Consider the following 19,439-nt stretch of genomic DNA (forward strand, 5'->3'; position numbering starts at 1 on the left):
GAAGGAGGAACATGATGCTTCCGGTTATAAAAGGTAGGGTAGCCTGGATATTTCCCGAACCAAACTTTGATATTGATTTAATTGTGGGAGTTTCCAATATAAAAATAAAAGATGTAGAGGTCTTAAAATCTGTTTGTATGAAAGACTATGATTCTAGTTTTATCAACAAAGTACAACCGGGTGATCTGATCATTGGTGGAGAAAACTTTGGATATGGTCATCCTCATTATCCAGCCTTTATTGCTTTAAGGGCCTTGGGAATTAGCGCAGTAATCGCAGAATCTTTTGCGCCGGGCTTTTATCGTGGAGAGACTTCCAACGGGTTTCCTTTAATTGAGTGTCCTGACATCTTAAATTACGTGGCTAGATGGGATGTACTCACTTTGGATTGGGAACAAGAAAGAATTAATAATGAAAATAGCGGTGTTTCTTTAAGGTGTCTTCCCATTCCTCAGAAAACAAAGGATTTGGTTAAGCACGGCGGAATTCTCAATTACCTAAGGGCTAATAGGTTATCCGAATCAAAATCATAAACCAAACATTGGAGGTAAAAGGATGATGAAAAAATCTACAAAGTATTTATTTTTTGCCTGCTTATTATTTATTATGACAGCTTTAGCAGGCTGCGCGGATAAAAATCCAGCTGCTTCTTCATCAAAAGGGTCCAATCAGTCTGTAGATTCTAAAAAAGATCCTATTGTCATTGGTGCTTCACTTCCGCTATCAGGCACGTTGGGGTATATGGGAAAGGAAGTATCCGAGGGGATTCAAGGAATCATCAATCAAACTAATGATGATGGAGGCATTAACGGCCGGCCAATTAAGTTTGTACCGATGGACGATGCCTATGATCCTGCCAAACATTTAGCTAACACAAGATATTTAGTTGACAATGAAAAAGCGGTTGCCATTGTTGGAAGCCTAGGGACAGAAGGATTAAAATCTGCAGCAAAATTTCTGAATCCTAAGAACTTTCCGGTAATTGGAGCTTTAAGTATTTCTGATGCTATTTCAAAGCCTCCACAAAAATCTTTATTTGCCCTGCCCGCTCCACAATCTGTAGAAGGACCAACCTTGGTGGAATATGCAGTTGAAAAGCTTAAGGCGAAAAGAATTGCCTTCGTTTACCAAAACGACAGTTGGGGAGAGCCGGCATTCAAATTCTCCGAAGAAAAAATAAAATCCTATGGTATGGAATTTGTCAAAGTTGAATCATTTGAACCGAAAGCAAGTGAAATGTCTACACAGCTTCACAGAATTAAAGAGGCAAAACCTGATGCGGTTATTTTATATGCATTAGGCAGCCAGGCAGCTGCCTTCGTTAATTCAGCAGCGGAAGAGAATTTCAAGCCAGCTATTTTGGGACCATCTGGATTGAATAGTCCTGAGTGGATTAAATTAGTAGGTAAAAATGGTGAAGGAATTATTAGCTGCAGCAGTTATTATCCTATCACGGCTGATAACATGAAGTGGGTACGCGATTTGCATGATAAATATAAATTAGCCAATCCATCAAGCAATTCATTAATGGGTACTTCTGCTGCCTTAGTATTCATAGAAGCATTAAAAAATGTGGATGGGGACCTTACACCGGAGGCCGTTCTAAAAGAAGCAGAAAAAATCAAGAATTTCGACCAAAAAATTGGGGATCCGATCTCATTTGGGACATTAGATGAGGGTGATAATTCAAGACGTGGGCAAACCACTCAATCTATTGTTATCTTGAAAGACGGTCTATTCGTACCGGAAGGAATATAAAAAGGGGGGATGCTAAAATGTCTGCAACAGGGCAGAAATTAAGGAAAAAACTAAGGGAAACTTCAATTTTCACTACGATTGGGGCAGGCGATGCCCTAATGGCAAAAATTGCCGACCAAACGGAACATATTGATGGGATTTTAACGAGTGGATTTGCCATTTCAGCACATCAACTTGGATTGCCTGATGCCGAGCTTTATACCAGGTCAGATAATATTTATGTGGTTCATAACGCCTGTGCTGTCGTAAACAAACCGGTTATTGCTGACATTGATACAGGTTATGGTAATGCTGTCAGTGTGATAAGGTCGGTCCAAGAGTTTGAACGGGCGGGTGCTGCAGGCGTGATTATCGAGGATCAAGTCAGTCCAAAAAGATGCCCGATCTGTGTGGATGAATTGAATAATATCTTGCCAATTGAGGAAGCAGTCGGAAAAATCAGGGCTGCAGCAGAAGGAAGATTAAAAAAGGATACTGTCATTATTGCCAGAACGGATGCTACAAACCCGGAGGAAGCAATTAAGCGAGCAAAATTATATCGCGATGCAGGTGCAGATCTTGTCCAGCCGATCTCTAAAGCCTTTAAGACAAAGGAACAATTAAGGGAATTTGTAAAGAGTGTCGAATCGCCAGTGTCACTCGTGATTGTTGGCTGGTTAGAACAATTGACATTTGAGGAAATCGAATATATAGGCCCGAAAATTGCTCATTTTGCTTTAGCGACAGTAAATGCTGCTCATGCGGCAGCAACCAGTGCTGTAAAACATATTGCCGCAAACAAGACGATGAGAAATATGCCGGTAGAACAGACCAATCATATCCAAATGGTTCAATTTCTTGGAATGCCTTTGATCTCTGAACAGGAACAAAAGTACCTTCCAGATGAGAAGAAGGTATTTGGACGCTAGTGGAATTAGCCCCAGTTGATTTATCTTCTGGGGCTCATATAAAGGGGGGACGGCAAATAATATGCTGCAGCTAATTTTAGATGGTCTTATATATGGTTCCATTTATGCCTTAATAGGTTTTGCCATTAGTACATTGTTTATGACTACTGGCGTTGTGAATTTCGCTATCGGTGAGACCATTACTTTCTCTATGTATGTTGGAATCATAACAATGGAATGGTTTCATACATCTTATCTGGTGACTGCGATTGAAATTATTGTATTAACCATTATATTTACCGTTCTCATTACAAGAGTCTTGGTCATTCCGCTATTAAAGCATGGTCCGATTATCTCAACTATTGGTACAGCGTCAATGTATATTATTTTTCCAATATTAACCGTTGGATTAAGCACACAAGATCATCCTTTTCCAAAGGCACCGTTGCCCGAAATGAATTTAGGGATTATCAGCTCTTGGGATGCTGTCATTTTTATATTTACCGTATTAATAGCATTTTTGCTTCATTATTTTGTCATGAAATCCTCATGGGGTGTAGGGATACGTGCTATTAAAAGTAATCAGTCACATGCCATGTCAATCGGGATCTCAGTTGGAAAGATTGTGATGATTACGGCTATCCTATCTGGTCTAATTGGAGGAATTACGGGATTAATTGCTGCTCCAAAGTTACTTCTCACCCATAACTTAATGGGTACGCCTTTTATGGTTGCCTTAATTGGCGCAGTCCTTGGAGGTTTAAATAATCCTAAGGGAATCTATTTTGGTTGTATATTATTGGGTGTCGTACAAAGTGTAACAGGCGGTTTGTTCGGAAGCATCTCACGGGAAATCATCCCAATTGTCATTGTCCTAATCGTTTTAGTCATGAAACCTGAAGGGCTATTTTCATCCATTCAAGAAAAACGGGTATAAAGGAGGTTTTAACGGATATGTCGGTAAAAAGACAAATTATAAGTTGGATTTGCTTACTAGGATTGGGACTGTTAGCTTCATTTTTTCTACCTCCTTATTTCCGTTATTTGCTTGGGTTAATGGCGGTTTATTCTCTTGCCTCCATTGGAATGAATTTTTTAACAGGATATACGGAGCAAATTTCTCTTGGGAATGCGGCATTTTTCGGTATTGGAGCGTATGTTTTTGCCGTTCTGCAAAGTTTACAAATCAATAGTGTCATATCTATTATTGCTGGCGCTGTTTTGTCTGGGATTATCGCCTTCATTGTGGGATTCTTGACAATCCGTGTAAAAGATATTTATTTGGCAGTCGGTACATTAATATTACCGCTTTTATTGCTCCAGGTTACAAAAGGGATGGATATCACAGGGGGAACTGGGGGATTATCAGTTTTTCCGTTAGTGGAACAGGAAAACGGCAGCAGTTTAGAAGTTGCCATTATCATTGTCATTACATCCATCATTGGTTTCGTCTCTTCGTTAATTGCGAACTCGTTTATTGGCCGTGCTTTTCATGCTACCCGATTGTCTGAGCATGGTGCTGTGGCAAGGGGAATACATGTAGTTAAGTATAAGGTGGTTGCTTTCGTACTAAGCGCGATTTTAACTTCGATTTCCGGAAGTTTATACGGAGTAGTCGTTGGCTACATTACACCAGAACTTTTCCAGGTTATGATTAGTGTCAATTTTCTTATCATGGCCATTGTAGGTGGAAGGGGAAGTATTACCGGTTCCCTTTTAGGTTCGGCTTTTGTTGTTATGATTCCTGCGTTATTTAATGTAATAGGGCTTGCCCAGTGGCAGCAGCTTGGATTAGGAATCGGAATGGGTGTTACTTTATTGCTGTTCCCTTCAGGGCTAGTTGGCATTCTATCATTATTGGTAAAAAGGAGGAGAGTAGCAATAAATGAAAGCAAACCAGTTGCAAGTGAAACAAATTAGGTTAAATATTGGCGGCGTATCGATATTAAATGATGTCTCCTTTTCGTTATCCGAGGGCGATCGGGTGGGATTAGTCGGGCCTAATGGTGCAGGAAAAACATCTGTCATTAACTGTATCACTCAGTTTGAAAAACGCTATCAAGGGGAAGTAACCTTTTCAAATAAGTTGCTAAATAAAGAAAATCCACAGGATTTGCCAAAGTATAAAATAATCAGGACTTTTCAAAACCTTGGGTTATTTAATGAATTAACTGTTTTGGAAAACTTTTATATAGCCGCACATCAATCATTTGAGTCCAAATTAAAAAATGTGTTTAAGCTGGAAAAGGAAGTTAAACAAGAAGCCCTAACGCTACTAGAACATGAAAGTATAAACCTCCATGATATTGTCAGTGATTTGTCATATGGGCAGCAGAAAATTGTAGAATTTCTATGCGCCCTTATACAACGGCCGAGTGTATTAATTTTGGATGAACCGGCAGCAGGTTTAAATGACTTTGAGAAAAATAGAATGATTGAAATGATTTTAAAGAAACAACAGGAATTAAATTTCAGTTTGTTAGTTGTAGAGCATGATGTGAATTTCGTGTCCACCCTTTGCCAGAATGTGGTGGTATTGCAAAGTGGCGAGTTATTGTGCAGTGGAAGTCCAGAAGAAGTTTTTAAGAGAAAGGAAGTAATCCAAGCTTGGATCGGTGAGAGTAATGTATAAAACACAAACAAATGAAAAGGTAGATAATTTATTAGATGTTACTGAACTCTCTGTTTTTTACGGAAAGCTTCAGGCTGTAAAAAATGTCTCTTTTCAACTTCCAAAGGGAGAAGTTTATGCTGTTGTTGGTGCAAACGGGGCTGGAAAGACCTCTTTGATTAGAGGAATTTATGGAATCGCACAATATACTGGCTCATTAAAATTTAACAATGTTTCTTTTACACCTAAGACCAACCGGTTTAAGGCGGGTATTGCGCATGTTCCCCAAGGACGAGCGATATTTGGTGATTTAACAGTGAAGGAAAATTTAAGTATCGGGGTTTTAGGCATTAAAAACAAAACCAGCCAATTAGAGTACCTTCTTAATCTATTTCCAATACTGGAAACAAGATTGAATAAACAAGCGGGGATGCTCAGTGGCGGGGAACAACAAATGCTTGCCATTGCCAGGGCGATGATGAGCAAGCCTTCATTATTGTTATTAGACGAACCAGGAATGGGGTTATCTCCTAAATTGCGTATGGAAGTGTATGAGAGTATTAAAAAACTGCTAGATCACGCCGATCATGATATGGGGATTTTACTTTGTGACCAAGAAATAGGATATGCCTTAAGAATCGCGGATCAATTGAGTGTCATGCAGAAGGGGCAATTTATTTGGACTGGTGATACAGGTTCAGTAACCATTGAAGAGTTGAGTGCCAAGTACATGGGATTAAAAGCATAAGAAATTTTTTATGGAGGAAAAAGAACATGTCATATTGGCTTGATCATTTAACAGAGGAATTTCAGATTGAAAGAGATAAGGATCAAATACCTGTTTTCATCAATCGGCCTACGAGCGTCGCGGAAATGCTTTGGAACACAGTTAATCGCTTTCCCGAACGGATAGGGTTGATTTATGGTGACCAACAATTGACCTTTGCACAGGTTGGTGAGAGAGTCGATCGGGTTGCCTCTCATTTAATGAATCGTTTTGGGGTAAATCCAGGTGACAGAGTTGCCTTATTATTAGGCAATGGACTTGATTTCCCCATTTGCTTTTTTGCACTGGCACAAATAGGTGCAATTTCGGTACCGTTAAATACTCGATTAACAGGTTATGAAATAGCCCATGAAATAGAGAATTCAAAATCCATGATTTTAATTATGGATGAGGAATTTTGGCCGATCATGGACGACATCAAGAATCAAATACCATCCATTCAAAGTATCATTGTTTCAGGAAAGACCCCTAATGAACGGGGAGTGTTAAATTTTGATACTCTTCTCAAGCCAAATCAGGATGAACGTGTGTTTTCCCCAGTGGTCGAGACCCAGGCTTGCTCTATTTTATATACCTCTGGCACCACTGGAACCCCCAAAGGAGCCATTCTTACGCATCGAGGTTTAATCGCTACAGGAATGAATTTTGCTAGTACTTTTAAACTCCAACAGGAAGATAGCACATTATTAGCTGTTCCTATATTCCATATTACAGGTATGCTGCAGTTCTTGGGGGCCATTTATAGGGGAATACCGACTTATATCATGAGAACCTTTAAGACAGACGTAGCAATTGAAATGGTTAAGAGATTTAAACCAACCGTTCTGGTAGGGGTTCCGACAATGTACTGGTTTATCCTATCATCTCCTGAATTTAATCCAGATGACTTTATTCAGGTCCGGGCATTACTTTATGGAGGAGCTCCAGCCCCAGTTTCCTTAATCAAATTGCTTAGAAAAAAAATACCCCAAGCTAAAATTCACAATGGTTATGGGTTAACGGAAGGACATGGATTGGATACTCTACTACCAGATGAGGATGCATTACGAAAGCCTGAATCGATTGGCCTGCCTGTCCCATTGGTAGAATGTAGAATTGTGGATGGACAGGGAATGTCCCTTCAACTGAACCAAATAGGAGAGTTGGCTGTAAGAGGACCCAAAGTAATGATGGGCTATTGGGAAAATCAGAAGGCAACCAACGAGGCTATAAGTGATGATGGATGGCTTAATACTGGTGACCTAGCAAAAATGGATGAGGAAGGCTACGTGTATATTGTTGACAGAATCAAGGATATGATTAATCGAGGCGGAGAAAAGATATACAGCATTGAAGTAGAAAATGTTTTGTACTCATTCCCTAAAGTGTTGGAAGCCACTGTCTTTGCAGTCGCGGATGAAACATATGGCGAACAGATAAAGGCTGCCATCGTATTAAAACCAGGTGAATCAACAACAGAGGATGAGATTAGGGAATTTTGTAAAGCTAAACTAGCAAAATATAAAATTCCCAAGTTTATAGAGTTTCTGGAGCAGCTTCCCCGGAATGCTGGAGGAAAGGTCTTGAAAGATACTTTAAGGAGATCTCATTCGATTATCAATCAATAGGTAATTCCTTTCTTACAAAATTAAAAAGAAATGGAAGAGGCTCTAATGTAACTTCGGTGAGAAACTTCTTGTAAAACGAGGGATTATCCTTTTTACAGGATAATCCCATCTTAATACTTCTGGATAATCAAAGGAAATTATATTAGGTATTTCTCGGCTTCCTTCGTATAATGCAATACTTGATCAAGGTTGCCATTTTTAAGTTTTACTGCCCATTCTGAATCAGCTAGCACTGCACGGCCGACTGCTACATAATCGAATTCGCCTGCGTTAATTTTTCCATCTATAATTCTCAGATTATCTTCAATTGTTACATTATCATTATCCTGATTGCTCAGATAGGCGCGATTAATTCCAACAGAACCGACTGCAATCGTTGGCTTCTTAGTAATTCGTTTCGTCCAGCCGGCTAAATTCAAGGATGAATCTTCCTCTTTAAATTCAGGTTCCCATATTCGTCTTGTCGAGCAGTGGAAAATATCGACGCCAGCTTCAACTAAAGGAGTGAGCAATTGTTCAAGCTCAGTAGAGTTCTTAGCTAATTTAGCTTGATAATCGGTTCCTTTCCATTGTGAAAATCGAAAGACAATTGGAAAATCTGGCCCGACTTCTTTCCGGCAAGCACGAACAATATCTGCCGCGAATTTGGTTCGCTCTCCTAAATCCCCGCCATACTGATCATTACGCTTGTTCGTTACTTCCCAGAAAAATTGATCAATTAAATATCCATGCGCTCCATGCAATTCAATTCCGTCAAAGCCGATGCGCTTCGCATTTGCTGCAGCTTCGGCATATGTATGAATCATTTCCGTGACTTCTTCTCTCGTTAAAGCCTTTATTTTCTCATTTCTGGCGCCTCTTAACGTATATCCAGATGGACTCACGGGAGGTGCATCAATATTTGGTTCACTGCCTGCTTTTCGAGCCGCTCCGACATGCCATAATTGTGGAATGATTTTTCCGCCTGCTTGGTGGACTTCATTCACTACATTTGCCCAGCCGTTTAAGGCGTCCTCTCCATAAAAACGAGGAATATCGGGGCTCATGACTGCAGCTGGGTGGTTAATCGCTGTCCCTTCCGTAATGATGAGCCCAATTCCATTCTCTGCCCGTTTGCGGTAATATTGTGCAACATTTTCCCCTGGGACACCATTTGGCGAAAACATTCTTGTCATGGGGGCCATCACTAATCGGCTTGCTAACACTTTATTTCCAAACGGTACAGATTGTAACAAAGTATGACCTGCGAACTTTTGATTCAAGGCAAGCACTTCCTTCCATTCATTCGTTTTATCCTGCTACCTTATATTCTATTATTCCACGATACAAATATAAACTGATAAGTCCTATCATTTTTACTATTATAAAAATATAAGTGATAGGTAGATGAATAGAATTTTCATGATGCATGTAAAAAGCAGGAATTCACACTTTTTTGTAGGTATTTATTAGCATAAAGATTTAAATTAGGGAATAGAATTGCTATGGCCGTGTTGATTAGTCATTTTTCCTTGAGGAGGATATTAAAATTATGTCATTAGTCGGAAAACGTGTAGTGGTTGTAGGTGGCACATCTGGAATAGGTTTAGCAACGGCAAAGGCGTTTCTGGAGGAATCTGCTCATGTCATTATTGCCAGCCGTTCTGTTGAAAAGCTTTCTTCAGCAAAACAATCATTAGGGGACAATGTGGAAGGGTATCAACTTGATTTCAGGAATGAAGCGAATGTAAAAGCTGTTTTTGAACAAATTAGAGAATTTGACCATTTAGTAGTTACTGCTGGAGATGCCCCTATGGGTTTATTTAGTGAATTGCCGGTTCAAAGTGTAAAAGAAGCTTTCGAAGGGAAATTCTGGGGACAATACTTAACTGTTCACGCTGCTATTCCTTACTTAAAAAAGGGAGGTTCTATTACCTTAACGTCTGGCGTATTTGCAGTCCGCCCATCAGTCGGTGCAACAACTTTGGCTGCGATTAACTCAGCGGTGGAAGGGTTAGTCCGTGGACTTTCACTAGAACTTGCCCCGACAAGAGTAAATGTAGTCTCTCCTGGTTTAGTAGACACTCCGCTTTTTGCAGGAATGCCGGAGGAACAACGTCAGGGGATGTTTGCGGCAGTAGCCAGCAAGTTACCGATTGGTCGTGTGCCAACTGCTGAAGAAGTTGCCCAATCGTACCTGTACCTAGCGAAAAACACAATCGCAACTGGTACAGTTGTTTATGCTGATGGCGGCACTCGTTTGGTGTAGGTAACTACAAGGACTGGCTATATAGATTTTAAGTCTCCTCAAAAGGGGACTTTTTTGAATTCAGTGAAAAAGCAATATTTTGACTTAATAGTAGGCCGCACATGATCTATAAATGAAGGGTAAAATTTTACCAATATAAAACTAAGAAAAAATACGTGCAGTGATGTAACGTATTTTTTTTGTCTTATTATAAATTTTAATCGGAATTCGCCAATTAAACGCAAAATAAAAAATATTTAGAATATATTGACAAGTGATGTTGCTGACTGTAGAATTACAGTTAGTAAAAGAAAGCGCTTTTTTTACCTTATTTTAGTAAGAAATAACTAAAAATTGAATAAACTAAAATTCTAGTTAACCGATAACTAAAATTTTAGTCCAGCTGCTTTTAAGGGCCAATAAAAGCAGCAAACAGGAATGGAATTGCATCTTACTCACCAAGGATTCATTTTTAGTGCTATCTCCTTATTTTTATGATTTTTTTGATGGAAATTTAAAATTATCGGGAGGGATTACATTTGGCAAAAAGAGCCATTAGCCGAAATTTCCTTAAGTTCCTAGTAGTGATACTAGCGTTCCAAGATGTCGCTGCGGGGGTAGCTGGTTCCATCATGGCAGACATTATTAAAGCCTATCCTCAATATGATCCCACCATTGTCATGCTGGTTGCAACCTTTCCAGGGCTAATGCAAATTTTTCCAGCACTCTTTTATGGAAAACTCACCAAGATCTTCAAAAAGAGAACATTGCTATTTACTGGTTTAAGCCTTTTCGTCATCGGTGGGGTCCTACCTGCCTTTATCGATAGCCTCCCGCTGATTATTGCGATGAGAGGTATTTTGGGACTGGGTGCCGGGATTACCATTCCGCTTTCCGTTGACATCATTACCGATTTCTTCGATGGAAGAGAAAGGGATTTCTTGATTGGATTTGGAACATCGACGGTTGCTTGTATCGGCGCGATTTTCTTCCAATTGGGCGGAGGAATTCTGGCAGATTCATTTGGCTGGCACTACGGGTTCCTAAGCTATTTGTTCCCACTCTTTATCCTGGCTATTACGTTTCTATATCTGCCGGAACCCGAAAAGAAAGTGGTCCCAGAGGCATCTGGGTCCGGCAATAAGGTGAAATTACCAAAAGCCATCTATTGGGTATGCCTCGGCCAGGTCATTTACTCTGCGCTTATCTTTGGATACGTAACGAATATCTCTGTTGTCATTCAGGGGGATAAATTGGGAACCGCAACGGAAGCAGGTATGGCTATCTCTATTTTTACAACTGGAACCTTCTTCGCAGGTTTTCTATTTGGAAAAATTAAACATAAAATACCAAACTACTACTTGCCTGGAGCAATCATGGTGACAGGGCTGGGTATGGCGTTCTGCTACTTCTCGCCAACTTTAATCATGATCTATGTTGGAAGTATTATTGGTGGCTTTGCGATGGGGATTGGCCTGCCAGGGGTTTTTGCTAAAGTTTCGGAGCTAACCCCGGCAGGAGCTCCTCCAAATGTAGGGTTAGTTGTAGTCGGTCAAGGTTTGGGCGGGATTTTAGGTCCTTTTGCCTTCCAGTTGATCCAAACATTGTTTAACCAGGGAATTGGCAGATTCCCGTTAGCTGTAAGCGCGATCGGCTTAATCGGGTTGGCGCTCGTTTGGGCCTTGATTATTAGAGTGCCGAAAAGAGATGTCGAGGTTACAATTGGTCAATGACAAGCTAAAAGGCTAAAATGATTCCTTCATTTTAGCTTTTTATTTTTTAAAAATTTGCACAACCGCTGTGCAGGAAGCTGGTAACACCGTTGTTACTGGCCTTAATAAAACGATAAAAGTAATAATTGAATAAATATTTAGAATTTATTGACAAACAAGAGACAACACAGGTAAAATTATAGTTAGGAAAAAAAGCGCTTTTTTATCTAAAAATACCACTATTTTCAGCTTGTTAACCCATAACTGAAATTTTAGTTAAGGGAAGAGATTATTGCGAAAAATATTTTATGCAAAGTGAGGTAAATGGAATATGAGTTTAATTGAAGGAAGAAAAATTCGAACTGGAGACTATCAGACCTATATTCTCGAAGGTGGTGACAAATCAAAAGAATCAATCATCTTCCTTCATGGAAGCGGTCCGGGAGTCAGTGGGAAATCAAACTGGCAGCACATATTACCGCATTATGCAGAGAAATTCCATGTAGTGGCTCCGGATATTTTAGGTTTTGCCGATACTGACCATCCTGAGGAATATCCGAAAAATGGCGTGGAGTGGATGAACCTTAGGGTAAAGCAGGTGTTGGATTTAATGGATGCGCTGAAAATCAATAAGTCACATCTTGTGGGAAATTCGCTGGGAGGTGTTATTTCGCAGCACCTTCTCATGTACGCCCCAGAACGATTTAGCCGTATCGTCTTAATGGGCGCTGGCGGCGGGTTAAAGGAACCGACTCCGGAACTGGCAAAACTGGCTAATTTCCATAAAAATCCTGACCCCATTGCTTTCAAAAATTTATTAAGCTGGTTTTTATATGATCCGTCCATTCTTGCAGATGAGTTGGAAGCCATTGTTGCTGAGAGGCTGGAGCTGTTTTTGAAGCCGGAAGTCCGTAAATCCTATGAAGAGAACTTCTCGAAATCGCATTTGTCGGATATGCTGGTTCCGCCTACAGCCTTGGAAAGAATGGAACATCCGATGCTGTTGATTCATGGACATGAAGATCGCTTTGTTCCGCTTGAAAGCAGTCTATATGCTATGAATTATCTTCCAAATGCACAGCTGCATATCTTTAAACGCTGCGGCCACTGGGCACAGGTAGAGCAGAAAGATAGATTTGTGAAACTAACAATTGATTTTTTCAGCGGTGAGTTTTAAATAGCCATATTATTTTATCTTTTTATTTTTCTTTCACCGCTAATCCTATTTTATAATATTAACAGAGTATTGGAAATTCATAGGGGCAGAAGGTGTTCGAAAAATGAAAATAGACAAAGCTTATCGTTATATTAAGAGACAAATTATTGAGGGTAAATGGGAGCCTGAGTCAGCCATTAATGTGAATGAACTGGCCGAAACGTTGCAAATCAGCAGAACGCCTATTCATAAAGCATTATCAAAGCTTGAGCAGGAGGGGTTTTTGGTCATCATTCCCCAGGTGGGAGTCTATGTAAAAAGGCCGGATCCTCATGAAGTAATCGAGCGTTTATTGGTTTGTGCCAATCTTGATGCATTGATGACCGAGCAGGCTGCGTTACATTTAACTGAAGAAGATTTTCAGCATATGGAGACTGTCCTTAAGGCTATGGATAATCTGGAGCTAACAGCAGATGAATATTCCAGCCTTAATATTGAATTTCACCGGACCATTTATCTAGCATCCAAGTTGACCTACACGTTTGCGTTAGCCAAACAGCTATGGGATTACCTGAATTTTGTAGGGAATCCGGACGACTTATTCACCCGTGAACGGAGAAGACAATCACAAGCAGACCACTGGACGATCTTTTATAGTTTAAAAGAAAAAGATAGTAAAATGGCAAAACAGATGATGGAAAAGCATATGCGCAGGGTATCCCAGCTTGTTGCTGAAAAATTCGAAGGTGTAGATGTAAACTAGATTGTGTTTAACTCGTTTCACACTAAAATACGGGGGTATGGTAATGGAACAAAGTGTGCTTGAAACAAAAAATGTATTGGTGGATAGAGCTCGGGCTATTATACCGAAACTCCGGGAGTACAGCCAGGAAATTGATAAAAATAGCAGAATTCCTGATGAGATTGTAGAGGAATTGAAAAAAGAGGGCCTTATGAAGGTATTAAGACCACGAATGTTTGGCGGCTATCAAACCAATATGCGAACCTTTACAGAGGTTGTCACGGAAATTGCCCGCGGTAACGGCTCGGCAGGCTGGTTTGTTTGCCTGAGCAATATCCGAGACTATATGATTTCCTACACGTTTGGCGAAAAGGCGCTGAATGAAATCTATCAAACCGGCAAAGATGTTGTGCTGGCAGGGAATTTTAAACCAATACGGATTGACATTGAAAAGGTGGAAGGCGGCTATTTTATCAAGGAAGCCCAATGGCCGTTTGTTTCCGGAAGTCCTCATGCCGACTGGTGCTATTTTGGCTTCCCACTGGTTGATGATAATGGTGGTGTCGAAATGGCGATCATGGTCATTCCACGTGAGGAGTTGGAGGTCCTGGATGACTGGTTTGTAATGGGCCTGAAAGGTTCTGGAAGCAACAGTTGCAGAATCCAAAATGTCTTTGTTCCAGAGCATCGGGTATCATTGGACCGGCTTGCAAGCAAAGGTCACTATCTCATTGAACCGCTTAAGGATGTTGCACTCTACAAATCTGCCTTTGTCCCATCTCTTACTCTATCCATTGTCGGCCCGGCATTGGGGCTGGCACAGGCTGTTATGGATCTTTATATGGAGAGGCTCCCGAAAGCTGGAATCGGAAATACCTTCTATACGAAGCAAAGTGAAGCACCGATTACCCATTTACAGGTTGCCCAGGCCCAGCTAAAAATTGATTCTGCAGAGCTCCATCTATACCGAGCGGTTGATAAGATCGACTCCTATGCAGAACGAGGGCAAGTAATGGATATAGCTGAAACGGCAAAGGTAAAAGCTGATTTTGGCTATGTCAATCAGCTGTGCAAGGAAGCCATTGATCTCCTTGTGGCCGGCGTTGGCTCCGTCTTTGCCTATGATAAAAATCCAATCCAATTAGTGTACCGTGACTTCTTAGCGATGCATTTACATGGTTTCATTACTCCGTCAAGCTTAATCGAGACGTACGGAAGAATCTTGTGCGGGCAGGAACCGAATACTTATTTTATCTAATAAGCCTAACTCAAATTCTAACAATAGTTTTCTGATTATTCGCTAAAAATATAATTTTCTAAAAATAGGAGGCGTTATTGATGAGTTTACCGGAAATCGCAAAATTAGGCCACGTTGCTTTAGTCTCTACGGACCTCGAAAGGTCGCTTTGGTTTTTTAAGGAAGTAATCGGTTTGGAAGAAACAGAAGTGGTCGATGGTACCCATTATTTACGGGCTTATAGTGATTTTGAACATCATACCTTGTCAGTCAAAGCTGGCGACAAAGCTCATGTAGATCATATCGCCTGGCGGACAAAACGCCCTGAGGATGTTGAGAAATTTGCGCAGTTGTTAGCAGAAGCCGGAACCGAAGTAACTTGGGTCGAGGCAGGTGTCGAAGCCGGGCAGGGCAGGGCGATTCGTTTTCAATTACCGAGCGAGCATCGCATGGAACTCTACTATGACATGGAAAAAACATTGGCTGAACCTTCTAAACGATCGGTATTAAAAAACCAGGTTTATAAATCATGGGCAAAAGGAGTCTCTCCAAGAAGAATTGACCATGTCAATATTCTCACATCCATGAAGGCTAACGTCCTGTCTGATTTCCTAATGGAGAAGTTAGGCTTTAAAATGCGCGAATATGTAAAAGCTCCGGATGAGTCTTATCTCGGTGCCTGGTTAAGTGTTACACCATTAGTTCATGACATCGCGGTCAGCCATGATCCATTTTCACCTACTACACATCAAATCCATCACGTTGCCTACTGGCTTGACAATGCACAGGACCTCCTCAGAGCAGCAGATATTCTAAAAGAAAATGGGCTATCCTTTAAGGGGCCCGGAAAACATGGTATTTCTCAAGCAATGTATATCTATGTCGTTGATCCGGGAAGCGGATTGCGCGTTGAATTATTTACAAACGGTTATTTAATTTTTGAACCTGACTGGGAGCCGATTGAGTGGACACTTGATGAAATGGACATCGGCTTTACCTACTGGGGTGACCACACGGATACAAAGCCGGAGAACAATCCGACAATCGAAGCTTAATCATATACATTTTTACAGCAGAGAGGAGTATGAAAGATGGATGACAGTCAATTTCGAACCGCTATGGGGAAATTTGCAACTGGTGTAACGGTTATTGCAACAGATGTAGATGGTGAAGTGCACGGCATGACAGCAAATGCCTTTATGTCTGTCTCACTTAGCCCAAAGTTAGTGGTCATATCCATTGGGGAAAAGGCGCGGATTCTTGAAAAAATAAAACAAAGCAATTCCTTTTCCGTGAATATTTTGGCAGCACACCAAAAAGAGCTTTCCATGATTTTCGCCGGCCAAATCAAGGAACACCGCGAAGTCGCGTTTGAGCGTCTGGATGGAAAACCCGTATTGCCGGGGGCTCTTGCCCAAATCGCCTGTGAAGTATCGGCTGAGTATATCGAGGGTGACCATACATTGTTTATCGGACGAGTAACAGATATTCATCTGGAAGACGGTGATCCGCTTATTTTTTACAGCGGCCGCTACCGGAAATTGGTAGAAGAGCAGACGGTAACCGTTTAGCGCAGTTTAAAAAGGGGGAACCTCCGTGGATATTCAAAAAGCAGCTGCAGCCTTGCTGGAAGCAGAAAGTGAGAAAAAGACGATTGAACCATTCACATCCACGGCAGAAGAAATTTCTGTTGAGGATGCTTATCAAATTCAACTATGTCAAATTCGCCGCAAAGTAGAAAATGGTGCCGTCATCGTCGGGAAAAAGGTCGGACTTACAAGTAAAGCGATGCAAGAAATGCTGAAGGTGAATCAGCCAGATTACGGTCACATTCTTAATAACATGGTATATAACGAAGATGAAATCATTAGCGTTGAGCCATTTATTCAGCCTAAGGTCGAGTTTGAAATTGCCTTTGTGTTAAAAAAAGATCTACAGGGACCTGGCATCACCTTGAATGACGTCATCGAAGCAACTGATTATATTGTACCGGCAGTCGAAATTATTGACAGTCGCATTAGGGACTGGGAAATCAAATTTGAGGATACTGTGGCCGACAATGGCTCTTCGGCAGGAGCGATTCTTGGTAAACAATCGGCTGCTATCACGGAAGTGGATCTTGCTGATATCGGCATGAAAGTCTATCGAAATGGTGAATTGCTGGATGCTGCCACCAGTGCAGCTGTAATGGGCAACCCTGCGTTAGCGGTAGCTTGGCTGGCAAATGAAATCGGCAGCTATGGCATCTCCCTTCGTGCTGGCGAATTCATCCTAGCCGGGGCTCTTTCAAAAGCCATTGCAGTTGAAGCTGGCGATACATTTACGGCAGAATTTGATCATTTAGGATCTGTATCAGCATCCTTTGGAAAAAGCGGGTGAGAAAATGGGGAAATGCAAAGTAGGGATTATTGGTTCCGGCAATATCGGGACCGATTTAATGTATAAAATTGAGCGGTGCGAGTATTTGGAAATGAGTGTCATGGTTGGAATCGATCCAGAATCGGAAGGATTGTGCCGGGCACGAAGCCGTGGCTATCATACGATTGATAGCGGTATTGATGGGCTTTTGGAAGCTCCGGAGCTTGTGGATATTGTCTTTGATGCTACAACGGCAAAAGCCCACAAACTGCATAGTGAAAAATTAACGGCTCTGGGGAAAAAGGTGATAGATTTAACACCGGCCGCGATTGGACCGTTTACGGTGCCTCCAGTCAATCTTACTCAGCATCTTGATAAAGGAAACGTGAATATGGTGACATGCGGCGGGCAGGCCACCATTCCCATTGTCCATGCCATTAACCGGGTCGTTCAAGTGGAATATGCTGAAATTGTTGCTACCGTAGCAAGCAAAAGCGCAGGACCAGGGACGCGGGCAAACATTGATGAGTTTACCCGGACAACAGCAAAAGCCATTGAAGAGGTGGGCGGTGCAAAAATCGGTAAGGCCATTATTATCTTAAATCCGGCCGAACCTCCGATTATCATGCGTGATACGGTCCATGCCCTGGTAAAGGAAGTAGGCAGGGAGCAGGAAATCATCGAATCTGTTGAAAAAATGGCCGCAGAGGTCCAAACTTATGTTCCTGGCTATCGCCTGCGCAGCAAGCCGATTTTTGATGGAAAGAAGATATCTGTCTTTATTGAAGTTGAAGGGGCCGGGGACTTTTTCCCGCCTTATTCCGGGAACTTGGATATCATGACGGCGGCTGCAGCAAAAGTAGGAAATGAAATGGCAAAGCAGCTCATAGCAGAAGCCATCAAGTAAGGAGTGATGATGATGGAAAACAAAAGAAGCTTTGAAATTCTTGATGTGACACTCCGCGATGGCAGCCATGCGATGAAGCATGCTTTTACCGAGGAACAGGTAAGAGAAACTGCCCGCGGGCTTGACCAAGCCGGGGTCAGTTACTTTGAGGTTTCCCACGGTGACGGCCTCGGCGGTTCGTCACTGCAGTATGGATTTTCCCAAGTGGATGAATTGGAGTTAATTGAGGCGGCGGCAGATGAATGCAAGAATGCCAAAGTCTCTGTCCTGCTTATTCCGGGGATTGGGATCAAGGAGGATCTGCAGAACGCTGTAAAAGCAGGGGCAAAAATGGTCCGTGTTGCCACACATGTAACAGAAGCCGATGTCGCTGCCCAGCACATCGCCCTTGGACGAGAACTTGGGCTAAAGACGGTTGGCTTTCTGATGATGGCACATATGGCCCCTGTGGAAAAGCTGGTAGAACAGGCCAAACTATTCGAAAGCTATGGGGCGGAGATTGTGTATGTAACCGATTCAGCCGGCTATCTCCTGCCACACGAGGTAAAGGAACGGGTTTCCGCCCTGCGGTCGGAGCTGTCCTGTGAAATTGGTTTCCACGGCCATAACAATTTATCCATGGCGATGGCCAATACAGTTGCCGCTATCGAAGCAGGTGCGACATACATTGACGGAAGTTTGCGGTGTCTCGGGGCCGGCAGTGGCAATACCCAAACAGAGGTCATGGTGGCAGTTTTAGAACGAATGGGCTTCCACACAGGGATCGATCTATTTAAAATCATGGACGTAGCCAATAAGGTTGTCGCACGCTATATGCAGCGCCCGCAGGAAATCACCGGTTCAAGCTTGATTATGGGCTATTCAGGTGTTTATTCAAGCTTTTTGCTCCATACTCAGGCCGCAGCTCAAAAGTTTGGGGTTGACGAGAGGGATATTTTGGTGGAACTAGGTAGAATGAAAGCTGTCGGCGGGCAGGAAGATTTAATCTATGATGTGGCCGCAAGGTTTGCCGAACAGAAAAAAACACTTGTGTAAGTTGAAGGACTCCTTGTGAAAATGTAAGGAGTCTTTATTTTAAAAATAAAGCTCTGTTATAGTTGAGTGTTGATTTCGCTGTGTTTGAAAAAAATAGACGGAGAATTCCGGTTATTTTGGGAGTTCCTTATTTTATCTCTAAAAATAAGCGGAGTTTTCCGCTTATCTTATTAAAATCTTTGAATTTTGCTTTATTTGGGAGCCATTAACCGGAAATCTCCGATTAATTCAGCCTCTTATGCCTCAACTATATACATTAACCGGAAATTTCCGCTTATTAATTCTCATACCTACACAAAAAATCAACAATAAAGAATAACAGAGCCAAAAATAAAGTAATCAGCAGCAAAGGAAAAGTCAATGCCGTGACAGAATAACCACAATACGATTTCTATTGGCTGATAGATCCTTAAAA

At 41.6% G+C, this 19,439-nt stretch carries 19 protein-coding genes; 18 read left to right on the forward strand and 1 reads right to left on the reverse strand.

Annotated elements, in window-relative coordinates; all coding sequences use genetic code 11:
* Positions 1–11: 11 nt before the first annotated feature.
* From M3234_RS22960 to M3234_RS22995, 8 genes are all read left to right on the forward strand, one after another.
* Positions 12–533, forward strand: a complete 522-nt coding sequence (locus tag M3234_RS22960; protein ID WP_262306946.1) for a 3-isopropylmalate dehydratase small subunit — start codon at positions 12–14, stop codon at positions 531–533.
* A gap of 22 nt (positions 534–555) precedes the next feature.
* Positions 556–1,758 (forward strand): ABC transporter substrate-binding protein, encoded by a 1,203-nt coding sequence (locus M3234_RS22965; protein ID WP_262306947.1) that lies wholly within the window; start codon positions 556–558, stop codon positions 1,756–1,758.
* Between the two features lie 17 nt (positions 1,759–1,775).
* The gene (locus M3234_RS22970; RefSeq protein WP_262306948.1) at positions 1,776–2,666 is read left to right on the forward strand and encodes an isocitrate lyase/PEP mutase family protein; all 891 of its coding nucleotides are present in this window, start codon (positions 1,776–1,778) and stop codon (positions 2,664–2,666) included.
* Positions 2,667–2,727: 61 nt separating this feature from the next.
* Positions 2,728–3,582, forward strand: coding sequence for a branched-chain amino acid ABC transporter permease (locus M3234_RS22975; protein WP_262306949.1), 855 nt, complete (start codon positions 2,728–2,730; stop codon positions 3,580–3,582).
* Positions 3,583–3,599: 17 nt separating this feature from the next.
* On the forward strand, positions 3,600–4,565 hold the full coding sequence (locus M3234_RS22980; protein ID WP_262306950.1) for a branched-chain amino acid ABC transporter permease: 966 nt from the start codon (positions 3,600–3,602) through the stop codon (positions 4,563–4,565).
* Positions 4,531–5,277 carry an ABC transporter ATP-binding protein gene (locus tag M3234_RS22985; protein WP_262306951.1) on the forward strand — a complete coding sequence of 249 codons (747 nt, stop codon included), beginning with the start codon at positions 4,531–4,533 and terminating at the stop codon, positions 5,275–5,277. Before M3234_RS22980 ends, M3234_RS22985 begins: the two co-directional genes overlap by 35 nt.
* Positions 5,270–6,004 (forward strand): ABC transporter ATP-binding protein, encoded by a 735-nt coding sequence (locus M3234_RS22990; protein WP_262306952.1) that lies wholly within the window; start codon positions 5,270–5,272, stop codon positions 6,002–6,004. Before M3234_RS22985 ends, M3234_RS22990 begins: the two co-directional genes overlap by 8 nt.
* Positions 6,005–6,030: 26 nt before the next feature.
* The gene (locus tag M3234_RS22995) at positions 6,031–7,650 is read left to right on the forward strand and encodes a class I adenylate-forming enzyme family protein (RefSeq protein WP_262306953.1); all 1,620 of its coding nucleotides are present in this window, start codon (positions 6,031–6,033) and stop codon (positions 7,648–7,650) included.
* A 137-nt stretch (positions 7,651–7,787) separates the two neighbouring features.
* On the opposite strand, the gene M3234_RS23000 is transcribed toward M3234_RS22995, so the two are convergent.
* The gene (locus M3234_RS23000; RefSeq protein WP_262306992.1) at positions 7,788–8,834 is read right to left on the reverse strand and encodes an NADH:flavin oxidoreductase; all 1,047 of its coding nucleotides are present in this window, start codon (positions 8,832–8,834) and stop codon (positions 7,788–7,790) included.
* 347 nt (positions 8,835–9,181) lie between these two features.
* Between M3234_RS23000 and M3234_RS23005 the strand changes: the two genes are divergently transcribed.
* The 10 genes from M3234_RS23005 (at position 9,182) to dmpG (ending at position 19,024) form a co-directional block, all read left to right on the forward strand.
* Positions 9,182–9,898: an SDR family oxidoreductase gene (locus tag M3234_RS23005; protein ID WP_262306954.1), complete on the forward strand. Its 717-nt coding sequence runs from the start codon at positions 9,182–9,184 to the stop codon at positions 9,896–9,898.
* A gap of 518 nt (positions 9,899–10,416) precedes the next feature.
* Positions 10,417–11,610: an MFS transporter gene (locus tag M3234_RS23010; RefSeq protein WP_262306955.1), complete on the forward strand. Its 1,194-nt coding sequence runs from the start codon at positions 10,417–10,419 to the stop codon at positions 11,608–11,610.
* Between the two features lie 310 nt (positions 11,611–11,920).
* A complete protein-coding gene (locus M3234_RS23015) occupies positions 11,921–12,766 on the forward strand; it encodes an alpha/beta fold hydrolase (RefSeq protein WP_262306956.1) in 846 nt (281 codons plus the stop codon).
* Positions 12,767–12,869: 103 nt separating this feature from the next.
* A complete protein-coding gene (locus tag M3234_RS23020; RefSeq protein WP_262306957.1) occupies positions 12,870–13,508 on the forward strand; it encodes a GntR family transcriptional regulator in 639 nt (212 codons plus the stop codon).
* A gap of 43 nt (positions 13,509–13,551) precedes the next feature.
* Positions 13,552–14,745 carry an acyl-CoA dehydrogenase family protein gene (locus M3234_RS23025; RefSeq protein ID WP_262306958.1) on the forward strand — a complete coding sequence of 398 codons (1,194 nt, stop codon included), beginning with the start codon at positions 13,552–13,554 and terminating at the stop codon, positions 14,743–14,745.
* 80 nt (positions 14,746–14,825) lie between these two features.
* Complete coding sequence (locus M3234_RS23030) at positions 14,826–15,779, forward strand: VOC family protein (RefSeq protein WP_262306959.1); 954 nt, start codon at positions 14,826–14,828, stop codon at positions 15,777–15,779.
* Positions 15,780–15,815: 36 nt separating this feature from the next.
* The gene (locus M3234_RS23035; protein ID WP_262306960.1) at positions 15,816–16,295 is read left to right on the forward strand and encodes a flavin reductase family protein; all 480 of its coding nucleotides are present in this window, start codon (positions 15,816–15,818) and stop codon (positions 16,293–16,295) included.
* 25 nt (positions 16,296–16,320) lie between these two features.
* Entirely contained in the window at positions 16,321–17,103 is a 783-nt protein-coding gene (locus M3234_RS23040; protein WP_262306961.1) for a 2-keto-4-pentenoate hydratase, read from the forward strand.
* 4 nt (positions 17,104–17,107) lie between these two features.
* Positions 17,108–17,989 carry an acetaldehyde dehydrogenase (acetylating) gene (locus tag M3234_RS23045; RefSeq protein WP_262306962.1) on the forward strand — a complete coding sequence of 294 codons (882 nt, stop codon included), beginning with the start codon at positions 17,108–17,110 and terminating at the stop codon, positions 17,987–17,989.
* Between the two features lie 12 nt (positions 17,990–18,001).
* Complete coding sequence (gene dmpG, locus M3234_RS23050; RefSeq protein WP_396953985.1) at positions 18,002–19,024, forward strand: 4-hydroxy-2-oxovalerate aldolase; 1,023 nt, start codon at positions 18,002–18,004, stop codon at positions 19,022–19,024.
* Positions 19,025–19,439 lie beyond the last annotated feature (415 nt).

The sequence above is a fragment of the Neobacillus niacini genome, assembly GCF_023715785.1.
Classification (GTDB): domain Bacteria; phylum Bacillota; class Bacilli; order Bacillales; family Cytobacillaceae; genus Neobacillus; species Neobacillus niacini_E.